Raw genomic sequence first — 23343 nt, 5'->3', positions numbered from 1 at the left:
CTCCTTCTATTCTTGTCCCACTTCATTGGCAAATGCTTCATGTAAACGCGAATAAACAGGCCCTTTATTGCCTAATAATAGCTTGCTCTCTAATTTAAGAATTGGAACAAGTTCTTGTATAGAGTTAGTAATAAAGCACTCCGAGCTTTCCTCTACATCCTCACTAGTAAAGAAACCTTCTTCCACCTTAATGCCCAGAGATTGTGCTCGCTCAATTACCCACGCTCGGATAATTCCGGGTAAAATACCCGTCTCTAAGGAAGGCGTATATAGTATATCATCTTTCACCCAAAAAATATTTGATGTTACACCTTCAGCAACAAAGCCATCTTCCGTTAAAAAGAAGCCCTCTTGTTGCGCTAGAGATGGCATCTCAAAACGCCCAAGAACGTTATTACCATAATGGTGCGACTTCACTCGAAGCCCTTTTTCAGGAGTGTTACGAGGTGTTACAAGCCATTGTGCGTTTTTTTCCATGCCTCGAGGTGTAGCATGTAATTCTTTGCGAAAAACAATAACATTCGGTTGTCTATATTCAGTAGGCTGTAAACCGATACTATGTTCTCCAGCTGAGACGTTTATACGGAAATAACCATCTTGTCCTTTGTCCTGCTCATTTAATAGTTGAACAACCTTAAGTAAATCCGCTTCGGTATAGGACATATGAATACGATATTGAGAAAGCGCCGTTTGCAACCTTTCAATATGTGCTTCCCAGTAAAACACCTTTCCTTTATACGTTCGAAACGTTTCAAAAAAGCCTAGTCCGTATAAGAATCCATGATCAAAAGGTGAAATGCGCAAATCCTGCGCCTCTACGTAGTCCCCATTCATCCAGCACAGCATTTACTTCGCTCCCTCAACATACAAATCTATAAACTGGCGTAGAAGCTTTTTACCTTGTTCTGTCATAATCGATTCAGGATGGTATTGCACTCCCTCAATTGGATAATCCTTATGACGAATGCCCATAATTTCGCCTTCTTCCGTCCATGCCGTTACTTCAAAACATGCAGGTAATGTTTCCTTCTCTACAATTAAAGAATGGTAACGAGTAGCTTCAAACGGCTTTGGCATCCCCTTATGCAAACCTATCTCAGCATGGTGCACAGGTGATGTTTTACCATGCATTAAACGCTCAGCTCGTATAACATTCCCCCCGAACACTTGAGCAATGGCTTGATGGCCAAGACAAACGCCTAAAATCGGAATATTTCCCGCGAAATACTTAATAATGTTCAGGCTTTCACCCGCTTCATTCGGGCTGCATGGTCCAGGAGAAATGACAATCATATCTGGCGCAAGCTGCTCAATATCTTTCACCGTCAATACATCGTTTCTTTTTACTACTAATTCATGACCAAATTCCCCAAAATACTGTACAAGGTTATACGTAAAAGAATCGTAGTTATCAATCATTAAAATCATTTTGCTCGCTCCTCTGCCATTGCCTTCGCCTGCCACATCGCCTTCGCTTTATTTAAAGATTCTTGGTATTCTCTTTCCGGAACAGAATCAATAACAATGCCTGCTCCCGCCTGAATATGTGCTACTCCATCTTTAACAAATGCTGTACGAATGACAATATTAAATTCCATATCACCTGTATAGCCTAGCCAGCCAATCGAACCCGTGTATAATCCTCTTCTTACAGGTTCTAATTCTTCAATAATCTGCATCGTACGAATTTTCGGTGCACCTGTTATCGTTCCTCCTGGGAACATGGCACAGATAACGTCTGCATTGGTTTTCCCTTCAGCTATTTCTCCTCGTACATTGGAAACAATGTGCATCACGTGTGAATAGCGTTCAATCACCATGAACTCATCCACTTCAACCGTCCCATACGTAGATACTCTCCCTAAATCATTGCGCTCTAAATCAACAAGCATTACATGTTCAGCACGTTCTTTGTCGTTATCAATTAATTCCTGCGCTAACGCTAAATCCTCTGCCTCGGATTTCCCTCTTGGTCGTGTACCAGCAATCGGTCGAGTAGACAATTCGTTACCGTGACGCTTCACCAAAAGCTCAGGTGAACCAGAAACGACAGCAAAATCAGGTGCTTCTATATACGCCATGTACGGTGAAGGATTAAATGCACGTAACGCTTCATATACATCCATTGCAGTTGCGTTTAACTTTTTAGATTGACGTACTGACAAATTCACTTGAAATACATCACCTTGCGCTATGTATGTTTGGATCTTACACACCGCTTCCTCAAAAGCCGTTCCAGCGAATGATACTAACAGTTCACTTTCATCATTTACGATTTCTATAGCACTTGTTTTCTCAAATTTACGAGTAAGCAATCCTTCTTGCGCTGCCCCTTGCCACACATTAGCCCATTCCTCCAAATTCACATTACAGTCTGCTAGCTTCATAAGCGTGACATTATTTGTTTTCACATCGTGTACCGCCCAGCAATCAAACATATAAAAATAGATATCTGGTACATGTAAATCATCTATAGCAGTATTAGGCAACACTTCAATTTTACGAGCGTAATCGTATGCTACAAACCCAATCGCTCCACCTTGAAAAACAGGAAGCTCAGCATTATAAGAAACGTGATATTTCTCCACTAATTTCTCTAATAAATCGAGAGGCTCACCGTTTAAATTTTCAGTCTCACCATTTCTCCACTTTATAAGTAAACCATTCTCAACCGATTGTGCTGTAGCTAACGGATTCCAAGCAGCTATCGTAAAATTTCCTCCGCGTCCACTTTCTAAAAAAATATGTGCCTGTTGCGCTTCTGTTTGCTTCTTATAACTATAAAAAAACGAGTCTGCATCCATCGATATTGTTTTCGTAAGTATTGTCTTCAAGTTGCTATTCCCCTTTAAGTCATATGATGTGATTCCATCTTAACTTGAATATTACTTTGAAGCGAATATTTTTCAAGCGTCACATAAAAATTACCTTCTTTCAGCACATGTCTTCTTGTAGCGAAAGCGAAGCGTCAGCAACGAATGGTTTTTGAATATATGTCTACTTTATAAATTGGCTAAAAGAAGGGCATTTGCTATACTAATAGCAAATAGATTTTTTTACAAATTGTGTATATTTATTTCATAAAAAGGAGCTGTTATACCATGAAAAAGCTTTTTTCAGGGGTTGTCCTCGCAATGATACTCACGCTGATTTCTCTACCTGCATATGCGGCACATAGCACTATTAAGATCGATGGTGTTGTCGTTACTACAGATGCGGCACCAGAGACTAAGAATAATCGAACAATGGTACCTTTGCGTGTTATCAGCGAAAATTTAGGAGCAACAGTAAATTGGAAAGACTCAAAAGTAACACTAACGAATAACAAAATGCAGATAACGTTACAACCGAATAGCAACACCGTTATAAAAAACGGTAAAACAGAGTTACTTGATGTCAAACAGTATTTAAAGAATAATAGACTATTTGTTCCTATTCGATTTATTGCAGAGACCTTTGGTTGCCAAGTCAATTATCAAAATTCCACAGTAACAGTGAATACTGAGCCATTGGTTATAAACAATGTAAAAGTAAAAGCTATTCAATATGAATACCATATGACAATGGGTGGGATCGTACAGCAGATCCAAGGAAACACCTATAATAAAGCCTTATATAAAGTTTTCAATGAAAATAAAGGAAAAGTTGTTGATGCCCCTGCTAACTATTCATGGCAAATTAATCTAGACGTTCCGGGTTCCTATTATAAGGATGGACAATATAATTTTATGAGTCATGAAAATAAAAGCATTCAACAGTTTGACCTTTATTCTTTAAATGGACCCTTCTCGGAAGAAGAATTGAAAGGATACCCAGAAGTATTAATTCATGATGTTACTGCAGATAAATGGTATTCATCCACTGTTAAAGCACGTGAATCTATTAATCAATTAATTAAAACTGCCACTAACAATGGCTTCGTAAAAGTCTTAAGTAATACAGTTGTATAGTGAAGTCTATTCTAATCATATTTTTTGAACTGCCCCATAGATGTTAGTTATACTTCTAACATTTACGGGCAGTTTTTTTATGATCAATTATACTTTGCACAATTGATCATAAAAAAAAGACTCCTCGTTAAAGGAGCCCTTCATACATATAATTAATTAGTCTTCAAATTGATATAACGGTGTTGATAAATAACGTTCCCCATTCGAAGGTACGATTGCAAGAACATTTGAACCCTTACCTAAACGTTTCGCTGCTTCAATCGCAACATGAATAGCTGCACCTGATGAAATACCACATAAGATGCCTTCTTCACGCGCTACTTTACGGGCTACATCAAAAGCAATCTCATTTTCAACTGGGAATACAGTAGAGTATACATCTGTATCTAATACTTCAGGTACGAAACCAGCTCCGATACCTTGAATTTTATGAGGCCCCGGTTGACCGCCAGAAAGTACTGGTGAATCTTTTGGTTCAACAGCAATAATTTCAATATTTGGGTATTTCTCTTTTAGCACAGCACCAGCACCAGTAATTGTACCTCCTGTACCAACACCAGCAACAAATGCATCTAATGTTAAACCTTCAAACGCTTCTACAATTTCTGGACCTGTTGTTAAACGGTGAACAACAGCATTAGCTGGGTTCGTAAATTGTTGTGGTAAGAAGTAGCCATGCTCAGCAGACAATTCCTCCGCCTTAGAAATTGCACCTTTCATACCTGCTGGTCCAGGTGTTAATACTAGTTCTGCACCATAAGCACGCAATAAGTTACGACGCTCTAAGCTCATTGTTTCTGGCATTACTAAAATCGCTTTATAGCCTTTAGCTGCAGCAATCATTGCAAGACCAATACCTGTATTTCCAGAAGTAGGCTCAATAATTGTACCACCTGGCTTTAATGTACCACCCTTCTCAGCCGCCTCAATCATCGCTAAAGCTAAACGGTCTTTTACTGAGCTGCCTGGGTTAAAGTATTCTAATTTTACATAAACAGTACCTTCATTATCACCTGTTGCATGATTTAATTTAACAATTGGCGTTTTACCAACTAATTCAGCTACTGAATTTGCTAATCTACTCATTTATCAATCCACTCCTAATCCCTACTAATTTTATAGGTTTTACTTATTTTGATTTTATCAATTTTTCCATTCGATTGTCAATAAATATAACTTATATTTTCAGAATATTTATTACATCCGATCCAACCTCAACTTATAATAATTTCGCCTTGGCATAATCACGTCATAAAGCTTTCAGTCAACTTTTGCGAATAAAGAGAAATAAAAATCTGCTCAATATCCTGGGGTGGCCGTTACTCTGTGACGCTAAACGTCTGCAGGGGTTTCCCTGGCTCACTTTTCCCGCAGATATCTCGCAGATTCTTTAAGCTCATTTCCGAGCAATCTGTTATTTACCTTTTTTCGCTTCACCGTAATACCAAGTTGCATTAAATTCAGACCAAAATGCTTCTGGTGTAACAGATTGTGACAACTGCTCTAAGGCAAGCTCACGTTCAATATGTTCTTTCACATCATCATATGTAAAGGATTGACCTTCTAATATCTCTTGTACTTGTACAATTCCATAATGACCATTAGCAAGCTTAAACGCTTTACTAATCTCACCTGCTTTTAAAGCTTGCACTGCTTTTAAAATAGCCGGATCGATATTTTCTTGGTTTTCTGTAAGGAAACCGACATCTCCACCTAAGCTAGCTGATGCACTGTCTACGGATATTTCACGTGCCAGTACCGAAAAATCAGAGGCATTTTTTATTTCACTTAATGCTTCCTCAGCAGCTTTTTTTGAATCCACCTCTATAAAATTCGTACGATAGTTTGTTTTTGTATTATATAGCGCCTGATTTTCCTCGTAATATTTCTCAATACTACCTTTTTTTATAACCACATCTTTCGTCAACACTTTATCCAAAATAAGCTGTGAACGAAGTTTTTGTCGTAGTTGCTCTGATGAGAGGTTTTGCATGGCAGTATCAAATTTATCTTGAGCAGATCGCATTAAGGCTAACTCTAAATCAATCTCCTTATCCGTCACTTGAATTTTAAATTTTTTAGCTGCCTTTTCCATTACAGATTCGTTTACTAAATTTTGTAGCGTCTCTTTACCATAGCGTTCTTCCATGGCAATCATCCACTCTTGACGTGTAATAACTTCCCCGTCAACGGCAGCGACTTGCTCGTCGCTACCAATTTCCTGGTCTTTATTAGGGATTAACCAAGTAATAAACCATATAATATTTCCTAATAGCAAGATTGAAATAACTGTTAAAGCCGGTTTTGTCTTAAGGCGGCGTTGCAGTAAGGGCGTTTGGTTAGGTGTTCCAGCGGATAAAGGTCTTCGATTACGCGTTGAGCTCATCAATAAATCCTTCTAACTCTTCTTTTGAGAAACTGTATGTTTCTAAACAGAAGTGACATTGCGCTTCCGCTGCGCCATCCTCTTCAATCATTTCTCGAATTTCCTGTGTCCCTAACCCTAAAATCGCTGCACCAAATCGCTCTTTTGAACATTGACATTTAAATTCTACAGGCATGGAGTCTAAAATTTGTAGATGGCTCTCTCCTAATACAGCCTCTAAAATTTGCTCAGGTGTAAAACCTTTTTCAATCATTTTTGAAACCGGCTCTAAAGTAGCTAGATGCTGCTCAATTTCATTGATTGTCTCTTCTTCACAACCTGGCATTAATTGAAGGATAAAACCACCAGCTGCAAGAATTGTGTTATCAGGATTTACTAAAACCCCTAAACCAACTGATGAAGGCACCTGCTCTGATGTAGCAAAATAATAAGTAAAGTCCTCAGCAATTTCACCTGATACAATTGGCGTTTGTCCAGAGAACATATCTCTCAAGCCCAGATCTTTTACGACCGTTAATGCACCCTCTGTTCCAACACCTGCTCGAACATCAAGCTTACCGTGCTCATTTAAATCGAAATGAACATGAGGATTTGTCACAAAGCCGCGTACTTCACCGTGCGCGTTACTGTCAATTACCATTGGACCGATTGGACCGTCCCCCTCAATTTTAACAGTGATTTTTTCCTCACCTTTTAACATGGCACCCATCATCACCGCAGCAGTCATAGAGCGACCAAGGGCTGCTGAAACAACCGGCCATGTATTATGACGTCGTTGCGCTTCTCCTACTGTTGCTGTTGTACAAGCCGCAAAAACACGAACCTGCCCGTTGAATCCTAAACCGCGTACTAAATAGTCTTTCATAAATGAAATGTCCCTCATTTCTTATTGATTGCGTTTATATAGCTTATATAAGCCTTTTAATGTTAAAAACGGGTCGACTACATCAATAGCTTGCGTCTCCCCAGCAATTAAATTTGCTAATCCTCCAGTAGCAATTACTAAAGGTTCTTCCTTACTTTGTGCTTTCATGCGATTAACAATTCCCTCAACTTGCCCAACAAAGCCGTAAAAAATTCCGGCCTGCATAGCAGATACGGTTGTCTTTCCAACAATATGTGTAGAGCGCAATATTTCAATACGCGGCAATCTAGCTGCCTGTGTATAAAGCGCCTCCGTTGAAATCGAAATACCTGGAGCGATAGCACCGCCCATATAATCGCCCTTTTCGTTTAAGTAACAATACGTCGTGGCAGTACCAAAATCAACAATAATCAATGGTGCTTTATAATCATCAAGAGCCGCAATAGCGTTCACTATACGGTCCGAGCCAACTTCACGAGGGTTTTCATATTTAATATTCAATCCTGTTTTCACACCTGGTCCTACGACGAGCGGTTTTTTTCGAAAATACTTTTGACACATCGCTTCTAACGAAAACATGATCGGTGGTACAACAGAGGATATAATAATGCCTTTAACCTGTTCAAATGAAATGCCTGCATGATTAAAGAAAGATAATACTTGCATTGCGTATTCATCTTCTGTTTTATGAAGGTCTGTCACCATACGCCAATGGAAGGCCAATTGATCGTTGTCATCATAGACACCTAATACGATATTCGAATTTCCTGCATCTAAAACTAAAATCATCGTTGATGCCTCCTATTTATTGCCCCTCATCGTAATTGTACCTGTCACAATGCAATTGATACAACTAAAACAATGCATATTCATGCACAAAAAATCAAAATCAATTATACCTCGGTAAAATTCCGTCCGGAATCGGAAAGAAGTTAAAACACTTTAGAAAATGATACCACACTTTTATTCCTACGAAATAACATTCATCTCACTACAAAAGGGAGCCACCCTCATCTTAGGTAGCTCCTTTCAAATTATTTAAAATTAAATTTTTCTGGGTCTGGTCCGCAACGCAAACCATCATTTAGTGCATCTAACTGAGCCATTTCTTCCTCTGTTAATGCAAAGTCAAAGACCGTTAGATTTTCCGTCATTCGTGCAGGAGTCATTGTTTTTGGAATAGTGACTACACCATGCTGAACATCATAGCGTAACACAATTTGTGCAGGTGTTTTGCCATATTTAGAAGCTAGCTGCTGAATCAATGATTCTTCCAATAGAGAACCATTCATTAGTGGTGACCAAGCTTCTGCCTGTATTCCTTTCTCCTTACAAAATGCACGTACTTCCTCTTGAGTTAAGTGCGGGTGAAATTCAATTTGATTAATAACAGGAATAACTGATGTTTCCTTTAATAAATGTTCTAAATGATGAACATGGAAATTACTAACACCAATTGAGCGTACACGTCCATCCTGATAAACTTTTTCAAGCGCCTTATAAACATCAACATAATTTGTATCTATACCAGGCCAGTGAACTAAATATAAATCTAAATAATCTAATCCTAATTTCTCTAAACTACTATCATACGCTGCAAGTGTTTCTTCATAGGAGAGTCCATCGTTCCAAACCTTTGATGTTACGAATAGTTCTTCACGTGTTACTAAGCCCTCATCAATCGCTGCACGAATTCCTCGCCCTACACTTTCTTCATTGCGATATACTTGCGCTGTATCAATGCTGCGGTAACCTTTTGCAATAGCAGTTTTTACCGCTTCAGCCAAGTCATCTCCTTCAGGTACCCGAAAAACGCCATAGCCGATTAACGGCATTTCTAAACCATTATTCAATGTTACGTTACCCATGTTTCAACACTCCTATCTATTTTGGCTCTAAAATATTAAAGAACCTATATAAAATTATCGTAATACCTAATACAGAAAAAAGGCAAAGAAAAAGACTGCTTACTAAAATCGTAAACAGTCTTTCCCATATTAATCACGCTTTTCATCGATACCTTTTGGTGTATCATTCGGCCCTACGTCCTCTTTAGGTAAATCAGCTGTTGTTGGATTTGGTTCATTGTTAAGCAATTCTTTCTTAACAACTGGTTCACCAACTACATCTAATACTGGTTGAGCTTCAGCTTTAGGAGCTTTTTCTACAACCGGTTCTACCTCTGGTTCCGGTAAGACACCGTGATCACGTAAATGCTCGATTTCTTGCGCGTTCAATGTTTCTTTTTCCATCAACGTGTTAGCAATTAAATCAAGTAATCCACGTTTTTCAGTTAAGATTCGTTTAGTACGCTCATATTGCGAATCGATAATTTTTTGCATTTCCTTATCAATTTCATAAGCGATTGAATCAGAATAGTTTTGATCTGAATTAAAGTCACGACCAAGGAATACATTCCCACCCTGACTTGAACCAAACTGCATTGCACCAAGATTTTCACTCATACCATATTCAGTGACCATGGCACGTGCAATACTTGTTACCTTTTGGAAGTCATTGTGTGCCCCAGTAGATACTTCGCCAAGGACGATTTCCTCTGCTACACGACCACCAAGAAGTCCAGCAATACGGTCTAATAGTTCTTGTTTTGTTGTGAAGAAACGTTCTTCCTTCGGTAACATAATCGCGTAACCTCCAGCTTGGCCACGAGGGACGATCGTTACTTTGTGTACTGTATCTGCTTCATCTAGCTCTAAACCAACAACTACGTGGCCGGCTTCATGGAACGCTACAAGTTTCTTCTCTTTCGCTGAGTAAACGCGGCTAGCTTTTGCTGGACCTGCAATCACTCGGTCAGATGCCTCATCGATATCTGCCATATTAATTGTACGTTTGCTTTTACGAGCCGCTACAAGCGCAGCTTCATTTAACAAGTTCTCTAAGTCGGCACCCGAGAAACCTGGTGTACGTTGTGCAACAGCTGCTAAATCCACTGTATCTGATAAAGGTTTGTTGCGCGCATGTACTTTTAGAATTGCTTCACGACCTTTTACATCAGGATGTCCTACTGTAATTTGACGGTCAAATCGACCAGGGCGTAATAAAGCTTTATCTAAAATATCTGGGCGGTTTGTTGCAGCGATAATAATAATACCTTCGTTTGCCCCGAAACCATCCATTTCAACTAACAATTGGTTCAGTGTTTGTTCACGCTCGTCATGGCCACCACCAAGACCTGCGCCACGTTGACGACCTACTGCATCAATCTCATCTATAAAGATGATACAAGGTGCATTTTTCTTTGCATTTTCAAATAAGTCACGAACACGTGATGCACCGACACCGACGAACATTTCTACGAAGTCAGAACCTGAAATCGAGAAGAATGGTACGCCTGCTTCCCCTGCTACTGCTCGTGCAAGTAATGTTTTACCTGTACCAGGAGGACCTACAAGTAAGATACCCTTTGGAATACGAGCACCAATTTCAGTGAATTTACGGTGATCTTTTAAGAAATCAACAACTTCAACAAGCTCTGCTTTCTCTTCATCAGCACCCGCTACATCTGTAAAGCGAACTTTTTTCTTCTGATCGTCATAAAGTTTAGCTTTACTTTTACCAAAGCTCATCACTTTATTACCGCCACCTTGAGATTGACTCATTAGGAAGAAGAATAAGAAAATGATAATGATGAAAGGAATAATCCCTGTAAAGAACTGAATCCATCCACTTGTTTCTGGCGCTGTTAAAAATGTAATATTACTATTCTTATCCTTAGCAGCCTCATCGATGCGGTCCATTAAAGATGGGTTATTGGTAGGGATGTTTGCAGTAAAGCTTTCTCCTTTTTCATACCCCTTCAATGTACCTTCAACGATGTATACTGATTTATCAGGTTGAATTGTAGCACTTGTTATTTCTTTCTTATCTAGAGCTTCTATAAACTCATGATAAGTTAACTCTTTCGTTGGTGAAGTTCCACCATTGAAAGTACCAAAAATACCGATAATCACTAAGAAAATCAGTAAATAGAATATGGTATATCGAAATATTCGATTCATCTCCAGCCTCCTCATTACAACAGAAAAATTATAAGTAAAATCTTAACATATCATGATTTCATCATACAACGAAAAGCCCTACATAAAAAAAGTTTCGTGCGATTTTTGTCGAAATCGAAACATATTTATGCATTTATTTACTATGTTCCAGCGTTTGTATCCGACACTTCATTCAGTACAATGTGCCTAGATTTTTAAATTTACGATCAATTATGCCTCGGCATAATTGCGTCCAAAATCAGCTTTAGGTCAACGTGGTGTTGGTTACTCAGTCGCGCGCTGTCTACTGTTGTCGCACAGATAAAACCTTGTAGCTGACGTTTCACTTTCGCTACGTAAACACTGCTGAAGGAAGTAAAAAAACTAAAAATCTATGTCCTTCGCTGGAGGCTCTTACTTTTCATAGCTGGTGTTCTTTCGTTAACTTCTTTCTTTTAGAAAGAATAAACTTCTGGCTTTAAAATGCCGATATACGGTAAATTACGGTATTTTTCTGCGTAGTCTAAACCATACCCTACAACAAAGCCGTCTGGCACTTCAAAACCAACATAATCAGCAGCTAAGTTTACTTTACGACCTGATGGTTTATCTAACAATGTAACGATTTTGATGGATTTTGCTTTGCGGTATTTAAATAAGTCGACTAAATAGCTCAACGTTAAGCCACTATCAATGATATCCTCGATAATTACTACGTCACGCCCCTCGACGCTTGTATTTAAATCCTTTAGAATCTTTACTTCCCCAGATGAAACTGTAGCATTACCATAGCTAGAAACATCCATAAAATCTAACTCGATGAAAGAATCGAAACGTTTCATTAAGTCTGTCATAAAAGGCATAGCCCCTTTTAAAACACCAACAGCTAACGGGAATGAATCTTTATATTCCTCTGTCAATTGTGCTCCTAATTCAGCGATTCTTTCTTGCAATTGTTCTTCTGTAATCATAACTTTTTCGATGTCATTTTGTAACATTTTGATTCCTCCTCGTGTGTATAAAAAAATGTTCAACCATGTGCGGTGATATTTTACAAAGACCTTAGTCTACGATGAGCACTGTATCATCGTTTGGTTGCGGAGAGGTTGAAAACAACATTCCCACGCGCACACCAATTACCGCTACGACCTCTTCAGATTGAGAAATCAGTAACGGCCAGCTATTCCGCTCATTCAAAGGAATCTTTTCATCTATAAAAAGGCGAGATAAGCGTTTTGGCCGATCCATTCCTTTTAACAGCATTCTATCCCCTTCCTTACGCGCTCTAACATAGAGTGGAAGTTTGAGTTTGCTAGCGTTAAAATAAAAAAGTTGTGCAGTATCCGTCAGCATTTTAGACGATAAATCAGGCAACTCGACTACGCATAAACGTTCACCATTCGTCAGTGTTGTCCACCCATTAGCAGTCGAAATAATCTTTTTTTCAGGAGAAGCTTGACCTTCTAATGTATCTTTCTTCTGAATCGTAAATTTTCCATAACGGCGAACTGCTATAAAATTTTCTGGCAAGTGAACTTCAGCATACCCCGCTGTCGTATCAAAAAGCTTTGTAATAGAAGTCAATAAAGCATAACTTTGTATCGTATTTGAATCTTTGTAAAGATAGTTTAATAGTATTAAAATGATCCTCCTTTGTAAAGCAAGTGGTTCCAATTGAAGAGCCTTAATTTCCATGCTATATGTATTTTCGTCAATTCTTTTTACTATTCTAGAAAATACATCCTCCGCTAAATTCATTAAATAGGCATCGTCTTCTTGCAATTGCTTTGTAAAATGGGTTACCTGCTCTGTTACTCGCGGATTTTCTGCCTCCAACAACGGCACCACATGATGTCTAAAACGATTTCGTACATAGGTGTCCTTAGAATTGCTAGCGTCTTCACGATAATCTAACCCCTGCTTAAGTAAATATTCCCTTATTTCAGACTTTGTAACCGTTAAAAACGGACGAATTAATGTTTTTCCTTCAAAAGTACGTTGTGAACGTATACCTTGCATCCCATTTATCGTTGCATTTTTCGTCAGGGCCATTAATACTGACTCCAGTTGGTCGTCCGCATGATGTGCAGTTACAAGCTTGCTAGCATTCGTTTTTTCCATGACCTCTTTAAAATATTGATAACGTTCTCTACGGCAAATAAGCTGTGTATTGCCATTTTCTAAAGCCATAATCTCTGGTATTGGAATAGCCTTTGCATATAAGTATATACCATACTCATCACAATATTTTCGGACAAAAGCTCTGTCCTCAGCCGATGCTTCACCTCTTAGCATATGATCAACATGTACGGCTTCAACCGTAATTCCCCATTGATCTTTTGTTTTTACAAAATAATGGAGTAAAGCCATTGAATCCACTCCACCTGAAACGGCGATGAGAAGATGGTCGTCTTGCTGTAATAATTGCTCTTTTTCAATAATTTTTTTGACCTTTAATTCGAGTGACAAACGCTTCTCCTCCCCTTTTCGTTCTCTATTATCATGAATTGCTCATAGAGTGCTGAACTGGTCTAAACACGGCCCACGTTGGGACAACATGTGTAACCTCTAGCATCAATACAGTGCAATCGTCTTCAATGTCATAGTAAGACTGGAAAGATTGCATAATCGTCGTTAATTTTTCCTGTATAGTTTTAGTAGTGCTTGCTACCTGCTGAGCATACGCTAAAAATGTCTCTTCCTGCTCGTCCCAATCATCAACACTTGAAAACAATCCATCAGAGTGCATCAAAATTACATCGCCCGCCTTAAGCTTTCTTTTTTCTGCCTCTACTGCTGAAATGGATAAAAACCCTACAGGAGCTGCATTGCTTTCAACCTTCAGCACCTCTTTCCCACGTAAAATATACGTAGACATACCACCAGCCTTCCACGACCATAAATCACCGTGTTGTAAATCGACAAGTGCAAAATCAAGCGTTGCATACATATCACTTTGTTGCTTTAAGGACATGACATAATGCAACGTGTGCATCGCAGTCTCTGGGTTCATATTGTAATTTAAACATTCTCGCATTAAATGTATTAACTTTCTACTCTCATGCTGTGCTTCTTTACTCTGCCCCATACCATCTGACAATAAAATTGCAAATAGTCCTGGATGTAATTGAAATAATGCATGGGAATCACCGGAATATAACGTCGCATCTTTAGACATGCTATATATATCATACTCTACTTCAAAGCTAATAGCTGATCTAAAACTTACTTGAATATGACGAAATGGTATATCGCTTGCTACTACCTTTTCAATTTCAAATGGTTCTTCAAAAATATCATATAAAATCGGCAATATCATCCGTTCAGCTAATGTTGTGTCTTCCTCCCAATTGACGCGTGCTGGTGCTAAAGCGCAGACAATTTTTCGTGCTCCCGGCTTATTACTTAACACATCTAGTTGAAAACATTCAATATGTGCATCCTTTAACCGTTGAGTAATGTCCTTTTCCACACTAGCGAATGAAATAGTCTCTTCTTTCATCTCCGCTATTAACTGATTTAGATGATTGCTCATATCACGTAACTGAAGGGCAATCATTTTCTTACCATGAAAATACTGACCATTAATACGCTCTCTGTACAGCTCTGTTTCCAATTCTTCGAAAATTTTTGTTGATTTCACACATTTATAACGTATTTGTTCTTCGACACGATGCATACCAGAATCCTTTCCAACGCCTTTCATATGAAACCAGTCTGTCATTAGCTTGTCCATTCCGTTATTTTGCGCTCCCCAACAGTGATCATAGCGGAAACAGCTTAGGCATGTATTCATCGGCGAAACTTCCTTCGCCTCTTCTATCGGGGCCGTCATAAAGCGCTCAAACACAAGCTCCTTCATAAATTGTACAAAGTGCTGAAAATGCTCTAATTTAAACGTAACATGCTCCGTTAACCAACTTTGACGGGCGAGTAAGACCTCCTCACGCTGCGGAAACAGCTTGTCCCGCACCTTATCAGAATATTTTTTCGGAATGGATAGAAAAGCAATACTCCCAACTGCAATCGATGTAAAATAAACGCTATCTAACGGCAATGTTGCATCGTAAAATAAAAAAAACACACTCGGCAAAATACTGCCAATTGCTACACCAAATCTTCCTACGCGGGCCCCCATCCCTGCACACAATCCAGTTAACGTGGCCACAGAAAGCATACCCGTAAACGAAAGTTTTGCAATGCCAATAAGCGTTCCGAGCACTGCTCCGATAACTGTCGCTAATGGTACACTTCCTACTAATGCACCAAAGCAAATTAATAGTTGTAATAAAAAAATGGGGAGTGAAAAATAGCTAATGACAACTGCTTGCATCCCTGTAAGCATAGCAGCAAATACAACTAATCCAGAACCCAACTTTTCATAAGTCCAATGGCTCGTAAACCATTCATAAGAATTGACAAATAACACTTGCATAAACAACGTCATAATAAGAGCTAAAGCCGCTTCACAACCTACATAAAATTGCACAAGCACCGGCGGTAAACCTTGATGCATAACTCCCTGCCACATTATTTGCACAAGCAGTACCGCCAAAGAGACTGCTATACTTTGTGGCAACTGCCAATAACGGAAGCGCATGATACATTCATACATAACGATTTGCAATGCTAAAATAAAGACTTGTCCAAATCCAAGAAAAAAACATCCTATCAGACCACCAAACAAAACATACTTGGCGTATTCCTTATACTTCGTTCGAATAATTGCCCAAAAAGGAACCGAGAAAGGTACGGCCGCTTCGAATACAACGGACTGAGCTAAAAAGAAGGATGTTAAAAAAAATAAAGAGCCTATTAACAATTGCCTTTTTTTCACTCCTAATTTTTGTTCGTCTACATTTGCCGTGTTATACCATTCAATACTCGTCATTTCACTAACCCCTTTCTGCACTTTTGGAGCTATTATAAAAAATTATGTATGGAAAGATTGTCTGACGGTGGCAGAAAAAAATATAAACATTTCGACGAATACATATGCATAAATACGAGAAATGGCAACAATTTCTACACAAAATATAAGTTGTACAGATTAGAAACATCACTTTCTATGAGGTCAGTTTTTAAATAACAGAAAATTTAGGTAATTATTCCCCATTGTCGTTGTATACGATACTTTACAAAATCTATGCCATAAGCGGGCTAATGCCCTCTCACCCTTTCCTTTTCACCGATCGACGTTCCATTATTCGTCATAATTACTATAGTCAGCTGTGTCGATGATACTTTTCTACTTAAGAACAAAAAGTTTGATAAATTTCCCATAAAAAGGGTTCATCACCAAAAGTTGTGGATGGCATTCATTATAAAGTTGATCGAAGTGGGGACTAGGTAACTCCTTGGGGGCTAGCGTCACAGATGAGCCCTTGCAATGCATAGGGGAACGGAAATCGACCACACATCATGGTGATGAGCCATCATACTCCCCCTTTTTGTTAGCAAATCTTTAATTAATGAATAAAACCATATATTTTTATTAATTTTTTTCAAAAAACTACTTGACGTTAGTAACAAAGGCTTGTATTATATAACTTGTTGCTAAAACAAATTGTTTAAAATGCGGAAGTAGTTCAGTGGTAGAACACCACCTTGCCAAGGTGGGGGTCGCGAGTTCGAACCTCGTCTTCCGCTCCATAATCTTATTGGCGGCCTAGCTCAGCTGGCTAGAGCGTACGGTTCATACCCGTAAGGTCGGGGGTTCGATCCCCTCGGCCGCCACCATAGTAGGCCCCTTGGTCAAGTGGTTAAGACACCGCCCTTTCACGGCGGTAACACGGGTTCGAATCCCGTAGGGGTCATCTCAAACAGGCGTCTCAGAATTATTTCTGAGACGCCTGTTTTTTGTCGGTTAACAGTACAACAGCCTTTTAAACTATAAAGTAACCTATTAGCAATATCACATTACTTATTTTTCACTGTATGAGACGCAGGGGCAATAAATAGAGGAACAAAGGTTAAAAAACATCCTAGCCTATGATAACGGCTTCTTGAACAACTCTCCGTTGTTGCTGTCGCTTCGCTTTCGCACAGACAAAACCCTTGTTGTTGCTGTCGCTTCGCTTTCGCACAGACAATTTGTTGCTGCCACCCATCGGAAAGCGCCCAGTAGGAATAGAATCAGCCACACGTTATGGTGATGCGCTTGAAAATATGGCATACTAATAATGAAAAGAGCGCGTTATCTAGGAGGTCTATTTCCTTTGAATTCATTAACGAAAGCTGCTTTAATTTGCGGAAGCGGCTCTATGATCATTCTCGTATCCATTCTTATTAATTTACCATTCGCTGTACAAATACTTTTACTTCTTACTGGACTAGCCGTTAGTGTATACGGAGTATTTTTACTTGTTAAAATGGTTGTTCATCCAACCGAAAAGTCTTCAGAGACACCTACCGAACAAGCTCCCGTACCTACTCCTAAAAAGAAAAAGAGACCGACATCCACGTTGTAAGAATCGTTTATCTTTACATACGTCGGAGGCTTTAGCCAACAAATTTCTTTTCTTTCGCTACGAAAACACTTACTGAAAGATTTTAAAAAGTACTCATGACTTATGGATAGACGAAATGTATACAGAAATTATTAAAAAAAGGGATTAGCTTAATATAAGCTAATCCCAACTCTATTTACACACTTTTTCTACGATTAAAACAGTCAGCAAACTACCCTCTTCTAGCTCCGCGACCACCGCGTTTTGACTCTGTAGCACGTTTTAGTGTTGCTAGACGTTCATCACTATCTTTTAAGAAACGGGCCATTTTTTGTTCAAAATTCTCTTTTGGTTGATGGCGCTCGTTACGATCATTAGAACGATTATCGCGACGTGGACGTGCTGGACGCTCTGGACGCTCCGGACGTTCTGGTCTCTCTGCTTGAGGCTTTGCTTTACGGATTGAAAGACCGATCTTTCCGTCCGCTTCAACATTCATCACTTTTACTTCAACTTCATCTCCAACTTTTAGATGCTCATTGATATCTTTTACATAATTGTCAGCAACTTCACTGATGTGTACTAAGCCTGTTTTGCCATCTGGCAGCTCAACGAATGCTCCAAAATTTGTGATTCCTGTTACTTTACCTTGTACCTTGCTGCCTACTTCAATTGACATAAAAAAAATGCTCCTCCTTAAAAATTAAGCGACTCTTTTGAGTCATGTAATCAATTTATCAAACTTTTTACTACAATAAGTTTCTCTCTTCATTATATATAACAAAAAAAGAGTGTCAACAATACATAGCTTTTCAGTCGTCTTTTTTACCTTTCTTTTCTGATACGGCGTCTTTTTTATCTGGTATATCGCCCTTTTTTTCTTTTTCTCCTTTTTCATCCGGTAAAATAAAATTTATTTCACCTTCTTTGGATAGGAAATACTCTTTGCGTAGTAACTTTGCGATATACTCAGGATCCTCTAACTGTTTAATTCTAAGATTTAACGATTCTCGCTCTTCTTTCAAATCAGAAAGATGCTCCTTCGCTTCAACCTTTTCCTGCTCTTTTGCAGCTAGCGTTTCATTTTGATTCAAAAGTATATTTCCGAGAACGGCAATAATAACGACTGGTACAATCGCAAAAAAGGCAATGCGGCGCATTTTCCGTTTCCGCCCTTCAATTTTACGATTTATAGCTTTATCCGTGTTACGGACATAGTCATTATCAAGCTTAGTATAGTTTTGTTGGCGATCATTTGATGAACGACGCTTAGTCATGCCCGCACCTCCGAAAGTTATTGTTGTCTTTTATTATACTTGATAAATCGAAATTTTTTAAAAAAAGTGTTGGACAAATACGAATAAATTTTGACAAAAGGTCTTAAAACAAATGCTCCAATATTTATTAATAAATTAAAAATTTGTCGAATGGTAGCAAATATTAATCGTATGATGAACCACAAAGGTCTCCATGTTATATTCACCAAAACCCTTGCGATGAAACGTAAAAAAGTCTGAAAAAATGTTTGATACAAAAAAATTCCGGCTATTTGCGCTAGCGGGTCATAAGCCCGCCAAGCGCCATCTTTTAGCCAAAATAATAAATAGTATGTCATGCCCCCAAGCAGAATCCAGGTAAGTAGTTCAAATACCATCATCCATCTTCGAAGGCTTGACCTTTTTGGAGTTGAAAAAACAATAAGCCTTACACTATCAATAATGAATCCAACTGCTATACCGCTCAAAACCATGACTAATAGTTGAACAAATTGTTCACTAACAATCATCCAAATAACTTATGAAGGAAACCTTTCGAGAAGCCACTTTCCTCCTCGTCATACTGTAAGGTTTTTACAGTTCCTTCAAGTGTCAATAACCCTTTGTCAACATCTAAATGAACGATATGCAGTTCTTCTCCACGGATTAACAAATGCCCTTGGGACGTCTTAATGAAAAACTCTTCCTGATCAAAGCGTTCAATTGATTTTACAGAAGTCATGTCCATTCTTTTACGATTACGAATCGTTAAAATATGCTCTCCAGATGGAATTGTGTAACGGTTACTTTCTTGATGTAGCGTCATTTTCTTCCTCCTTTAGTCGTCCTAGCTTCTGTTCACTTTATGCGGACAACCTTAAAAGCATGACAACTTTATTAAAGTTGCTACACTTTTATCAGAGGGATAATTGATTTAATCTTCGTCATCAATAAATTCAGGCTCAATTTTTTCAAGACGCTCTTCCTTCAAAATCGTAAACATTTTTGCGGCATCTTCTTTTTTCACAGTATCACGTAATTCTTCTACACGCGCTGTCACAATCTTTTGTCCAAAACGAATGGCTAGCTCGTCTCCAGCTTTAACAGCACTACTAGCCTTCGCGATCTTATCATTGATCGTAATACGGCCTTGAACTGCTACTTCTTTTGCTAATGTACGACGTTTAATTAAACGTGATACTTTTAAAAATTTATCTAATCGCATACTTTTACTCCTTTTCCAGTTGCTTCGCTTCATTCCAAAAAGCATCTAATTGTTCTAATGTATAATCAGAAAATGGCTTTCCACTTTCCTCTACCTTTGCCTCCACATAACCAAAGCGTCTCGCAAACTTCTCATTGGCATGTAACATAGCCTCTTCTGGATTTAACTTGTAGAAACGCGCTAAATTCACAAGCGTGAACAAGACATCTCCAAATTCATCTAGACGTGACGCACTTGTACCTTTCGTCACCTCATTACGAAATTCCTGCCATTCCTCCGCAAACTTGTCCCATGCTCCATCTACATCGGGCCAATCAAACCCAACCTTCGCAGCTCTTTTTTGATAATTATAGGCAGTTTGTAGAGCAGAGGACGCCCGGTATTCCTCTTCCAATAGCGGCTTATCACTTATACCCTTTTCTTCTGCTTTTATAACTTCCCAATTCGCTACAACACCCTCTGCATCTTCTACCGATACATCTCCAAATACGTGCGGGTGTCGACGAATCATTTTTTCACTTATTGAAGCTAATACATCTTCCAATGTAAAGTAACCTTGATCTTCTCCGATCTGTGCATGAAGGAATACTTGTAATAGTACATCTCCAAGCTCCTCGATCATCGCAAAGTCATCCTCTGCATCTACCGCCGCCAAATATTCGTGCGCTTCTTCTAGTAAATATTTTTTCAGTGATTCATGCGTTTGCTTTTGATCCCACGGACAGCCATTCGGACCACGTAAAACAGCAATAATTTGACGGAAGGTTGCCCAATCTCGTAAAGCCTCCTCTTGCGATTTCACAGGTGGCACATATACCGTTGTTAAATTATTCACCTCAACACTTTGGTCAAGCTCATAAAGTGGTACCGTCACTAATTTTTCCTGTGTCGAGCCTGCTGCAGTAACTACTGTAACAGGGTATTCGTCATCGTATTTCTCCATTAACGTAAGCTTTACTTCTGACGCACTGAATGTATCATACACTTGAGCAATTAAAATATGCTGACGCATGTTAATGTCATGCATAGAAAAGCTAGTGCCATCCAGCAGCTGGAAACCCTCAATCGGGTCGATCTTTAACGCGCCGAATATTGGATCTAAGAAGCTTTGTCCACCTTCAATGACTAATTTTACTTTTCCCGCATCCGCAGCAGCAATCAACAATTGTACAGTCTGCTCCGCAACAAGTGGATGTCCTGGTACAGCGTACATTACATCTTTAATCGCCGCAGCAGCCACAAGCGTTTCTGCAATTTCTTCATACACAGGCTGGAACGAGCTATGTTTTTCATAGATCGTGTCAAAGCTTTCAAATTGTAAGCCCTCAGCTGATAATTCTTCTAATACCGGATGATCCACTGTACGAACATATAATTTTCTAGCCGCTTTTAATTTTTTATAGACACCCATTTGCAGCTGATTAAAATCACCCGCACCTAGACCAATAACTGTTAAAGTATTCAATAAATCCACCTACTTCTTCCGATTTAACCATAATTGATAAACTGCCATCTTGCGCCCAAACGGTAGTAAGTACCACTCTTTTTCGCCTAGCACACGTAACTTAGCAATTATTGTGACCATTACAAATGCCCCTAGACTAACAGCTGTAAAACCTGCTACCACTGCAACAAATCGAGGTGATAAAAATTGGCTTAATAACGATGGTATAAACTGTAGCCAAACTAGCACTACAACTGCCATGCTTAGTGATGCAATTCCAACTTTTTTATAAAAACTAGCTGGTGCTAATTGAATTGCAATTATTTTCTTCAAATAAAAGACGAGCATGAGGGCAGTAAACAGTAGACCCACATTATTAGCAATAGCAGCACCTAATACACCAAATAAACTAATTGTCAGCACATTCAATATTACTTTTAATATAAAACCTACAATTAAAAATAAGGCTGGCTTTTTTAATTTACCATAACCTTGCAGAATAGCTGTAAATGTCAAAATAATCGACAAAGGCACAATTTGTAACACATATACCATAAGTACTTCCGACAGCGCATCTGTTTTAAAGAGCATTACGTTAATATAAGGCATAACGAGTATTAAACCTAAAGATGCTGCCCACCCAAATAATACAGACGCTCTATACGTTAATTGTATAAACGGAATTGCACTACGGCCTTCTTGTCTTTTGGACATATGTGCGACAAGCGGTACAATAGCCAGTGAAAGAGAAGAAGCAATGACGACTCCGAGCTGCACTAACGGCTGCCCACGATCATAAACGCCTTTTGTTACCTTAGCGACCTTTTGATCCATTCCACCCTCTACTAATAGTGAATAAATTGTAAAGGAATCAACTAGCTGATAGCCAAGTAACAACAGACCACTCATGCTTACACTTAAACTTAGCAATGTGACCTCTTTAATAATGGGAAAACTTTCGATACGTCGCCGCTTTTTCTTATCGTTAAATAAACCGAAACGTTTTTTAAAGATAAACGCAAGTAATATAAAACCTACAATTTCACCAACAACTGTACCTATTATAGCCATTTGTCCAGCACTATATAGTGATTCTGTCGTCTTCATAATGATAAATGTGCCCGCTATAATGACGGATACTCTCACAGCTTGTTCAACGACTTGTGCATAAGCAACCGGCTCCATAATACCTCTTGATTGGAAGCCGCCCTTTAAAATAGCAAGAGCTGGCATGACAAGTGCAATAAATGAACCTGTCCGTATTAAAGGAGCAAGCTGCGTATCGCCCATAAGCCTTGCAATTATTTCAGCTCCACTAAATAAAACAACAAAAAACAACAACGATAGTACTGTTAAATAACGAAAAACAATACGCATAATACCGCTTCGTTTTTGATTTCGCTCTAGCGGGTCTAAAATACAATCATTATCTGCAAGCATCTTAGAAATAGCTACTGCAAATCCACTAGATGTCCATACGACAAAAATGGATATAATTGGATACGCTTGCTGATAAATATAAAATCCTTCATCACCAACAAGGTTTTGAAAAGGCACACGATAAATTGCACTTAGAACCTTCACAACAAGGGCAGCAATTGTAAGTAATGCCGCGCCCTTCATGTAGCTTTTCATGCCAAAACGTTCCGACATAAATTGCCCTCTTTCCTTCTTTAACAATGCCAATAGTATAGCATATCTCAAAAGTTTAACGCGCGCGGGTAGGATTACCATAAAACTATGTACGAAAAAAAGTTATTGTTCAGC

The 23343-nt window shown here is 38.8% G+C and carries 21 protein-coding genes and 3 tRNA genes; 5 read left to right on the top strand and 19 right to left on the bottom strand.

What is annotated here, in order from left to right:
- Positions 1-6: 6 nt before the first annotated feature.
- From pabC to ACQKN4_RS22425, 3 genes are read right to left on the bottom strand one after another with little or no spacing between them, the layout of a single operon-like run.
- Positions 7-846, bottom strand: a complete 840-nt coding sequence (pabC, locus tag ACQKN4_RS22435) for an aminodeoxychorismate lyase (protein WP_427484848.1) — start codon at positions 844-846, stop codon at positions 7-9.
- A complete protein-coding gene (pabA, locus tag ACQKN4_RS22430; protein WP_427484847.1) occupies positions 847-1428 on the bottom strand; it encodes an aminodeoxychorismate/anthranilate synthase component II in 582 nt (193 codons plus the stop codon).
- Positions 1425-2834, bottom strand: a complete 1410-nt coding sequence (locus ACQKN4_RS22425; protein WP_427484846.1) for an anthranilate synthase component I family protein — start codon at positions 2832-2834, stop codon at positions 1425-1427. Before ACQKN4_RS22425 ends, pabA begins: the two co-directional genes overlap by 4 nt.
- Positions 2835-3101: 267 nt before the next feature.
- Here ACQKN4_RS22425 and ACQKN4_RS22420 point away from each other — a divergent pair, with 267 nt between their 5' ends.
- Complete coding sequence (locus ACQKN4_RS22420) at positions 3102-3950, top strand: copper amine oxidase N-terminal domain-containing protein (protein WP_427484845.1); 849 nt, start codon at positions 3102-3104, stop codon at positions 3948-3950.
- Positions 3951-4106: 156 nt separating this feature from the next.
- On the opposite strand, the gene cysK is transcribed toward ACQKN4_RS22420, so the two are convergent.
- The 9 genes from cysK to ACQKN4_RS22375 all read right to left on the bottom strand — a co-directional run bounded on the left by cysK (position 4107) and on the right by ACQKN4_RS22375 (position 16093).
- On the bottom strand, positions 4107-5036 hold the full coding sequence (gene cysK, locus ACQKN4_RS22415; protein WP_427484844.1) for a cysteine synthase A: 930 nt from the start codon (positions 5034-5036) through the stop codon (positions 4107-4109).
- Positions 5037-5364: 328 nt separating this feature from the next.
- Entirely contained in the window at positions 5365-6336 is a 972-nt protein-coding gene (locus ACQKN4_RS22410) for a peptidyl-prolyl cis-trans isomerase (RefSeq protein ID WP_079563705.1), read from the bottom strand.
- Positions 6320-7201: an Hsp33 family molecular chaperone HslO gene (gene hslO / locus ACQKN4_RS22405; protein WP_079563704.1), complete on the bottom strand. Its 882-nt coding sequence runs from the start codon at positions 7199-7201 to the stop codon at positions 6320-6322. Before hslO ends, ACQKN4_RS22410 begins: the two co-directional genes overlap by 17 nt.
- Before the next feature lie 21 nt (positions 7202-7222).
- Positions 7223-7990, bottom strand: coding sequence for a type III pantothenate kinase (locus tag ACQKN4_RS22400; protein ID WP_427484843.1), 768 nt, complete (start codon positions 7988-7990; stop codon positions 7223-7225).
- A gap of 245 nt (positions 7991-8235) precedes the next feature.
- Positions 8236-9069 carry an aldo/keto reductase gene (locus ACQKN4_RS22395; protein WP_427484842.1) on the bottom strand — a complete coding sequence of 278 codons (834 nt, stop codon included), beginning with the start codon at positions 9067-9069 and terminating at the stop codon, positions 8236-8238.
- Positions 9070-9198: 129 nt separating this feature from the next.
- Positions 9199-11223 (bottom strand): ATP-dependent zinc metalloprotease FtsH, encoded by a 2025-nt coding sequence (gene ftsH / locus ACQKN4_RS22390; protein ID WP_079563701.1) that lies wholly within the window; start codon positions 11221-11223, stop codon positions 9199-9201.
- A 434-nt stretch (positions 11224-11657) separates the two neighbouring features.
- Positions 11658-12200, bottom strand: a complete 543-nt coding sequence (hpt, locus tag ACQKN4_RS22385; protein WP_079563700.1) for a hypoxanthine phosphoribosyltransferase — start codon at positions 12198-12200, stop codon at positions 11658-11660.
- Between the two features lie 64 nt (positions 12201-12264).
- Complete coding sequence (tilS, locus tag ACQKN4_RS22380; protein WP_427484841.1) at positions 12265-13671, bottom strand: tRNA lysidine(34) synthetase TilS; 1407 nt, start codon at positions 13669-13671, stop codon at positions 12265-12267.
- A 31-nt stretch (positions 13672-13702) separates the two neighbouring features.
- A complete protein-coding gene (locus tag ACQKN4_RS22375) occupies positions 13703-16093 on the bottom strand; it encodes a SpoIIE family protein phosphatase (RefSeq protein ID WP_427484840.1) in 2391 nt (796 codons plus the stop codon).
- Positions 16094-16779: 686 nt separating this feature from the next.
- Here ACQKN4_RS22375 and ACQKN4_RS22370 point away from each other — a divergent pair.
- From ACQKN4_RS22370 to ACQKN4_RS22355, 4 genes are all read left to right on the top strand, one after another.
- Positions 16780-16854, top strand: a tRNA-Gly gene (locus tag ACQKN4_RS22370).
- A 10-nt stretch (positions 16855-16864) separates the two neighbouring features.
- Positions 16865-16941, top strand: a tRNA-Met gene (locus tag ACQKN4_RS22365).
- A 5-nt stretch (positions 16942-16946) separates the two neighbouring features.
- Positions 16947-17018 (top strand) — tRNA-Glu (locus ACQKN4_RS22360).
- A 402-nt stretch (positions 17019-17420) separates the two neighbouring features.
- Positions 17421-17672, top strand: coding sequence for a hypothetical protein (locus ACQKN4_RS22355; protein ID WP_427484839.1), 252 nt, complete (start codon positions 17421-17423; stop codon positions 17670-17672).
- Positions 17673-17883: 211 nt separating this feature from the next.
- Here ACQKN4_RS22355 and ACQKN4_RS22350 read toward each other — a convergent pair whose 3' ends face one another.
- From ACQKN4_RS22350 to ACQKN4_RS22320, 7 genes are all read right to left on the bottom strand, one after another.
- Complete coding sequence (locus tag ACQKN4_RS22350; protein ID WP_079563696.1) at positions 17884-18330, bottom strand: S1 domain-containing RNA-binding protein; 447 nt, start codon at positions 18328-18330, stop codon at positions 17884-17886.
- 133 nt (positions 18331-18463) lie between these two features.
- Entirely contained in the window at positions 18464-18928 is a 465-nt protein-coding gene (locus tag ACQKN4_RS22345) for an FtsB family cell division protein (protein WP_427484838.1), read from the bottom strand.
- A 17-nt stretch (positions 18929-18945) separates the two neighbouring features.
- On the bottom strand, positions 18946-19437 hold the full coding sequence (yabQ, locus tag ACQKN4_RS22340; protein ID WP_197142727.1) for a spore cortex biosynthesis protein YabQ: 492 nt from the start codon (positions 19435-19437) through the stop codon (positions 18946-18948).
- A complete protein-coding gene (gene yabP / locus ACQKN4_RS22335) occupies positions 19434-19733 on the bottom strand; it encodes a sporulation protein YabP (RefSeq protein ID WP_004229167.1) in 300 nt (99 codons plus the stop codon). The genes yabQ and yabP overlap by 4 nt, the downstream gene beginning before the upstream one ends.
- A 108-nt stretch (positions 19734-19841) precedes the next feature.
- A complete protein-coding gene (locus ACQKN4_RS22330; RefSeq protein WP_079563693.1) occupies positions 19842-20132 on the bottom strand; it encodes an RNA-binding S4 domain-containing protein in 291 nt (96 codons plus the stop codon).
- Between the two features lie 4 nt (positions 20133-20136).
- Positions 20137-21597 carry a nucleoside triphosphate pyrophosphohydrolase gene (gene mazG / locus ACQKN4_RS22325; protein ID WP_427484837.1) on the bottom strand — a complete coding sequence of 487 codons (1461 nt, stop codon included), beginning with the start codon at positions 21595-21597 and terminating at the stop codon, positions 20137-20139.
- Between the two features lie 9 nt (positions 21598-21606).
- The gene (locus ACQKN4_RS22320; protein WP_427484836.1) at positions 21607-23229 is read right to left on the bottom strand and encodes a putative polysaccharide biosynthesis protein; all 1623 of its coding nucleotides are present in this window, start codon (positions 23227-23229) and stop codon (positions 21607-21609) included.
- Positions 23230-23343 lie beyond the last annotated feature (114 nt).

The sequence above is a fragment of the Lysinibacillus sp. NPDC093692 genome, from assembly GCF_050280125.1.
Taxonomy (GTDB): domain Bacteria; phylum Bacillota; class Bacilli; order Bacillales_A; family Planococcaceae; genus Lysinibacillus.
This window is presented reverse-complemented; position numbering and strand designations above follow the sequence as displayed.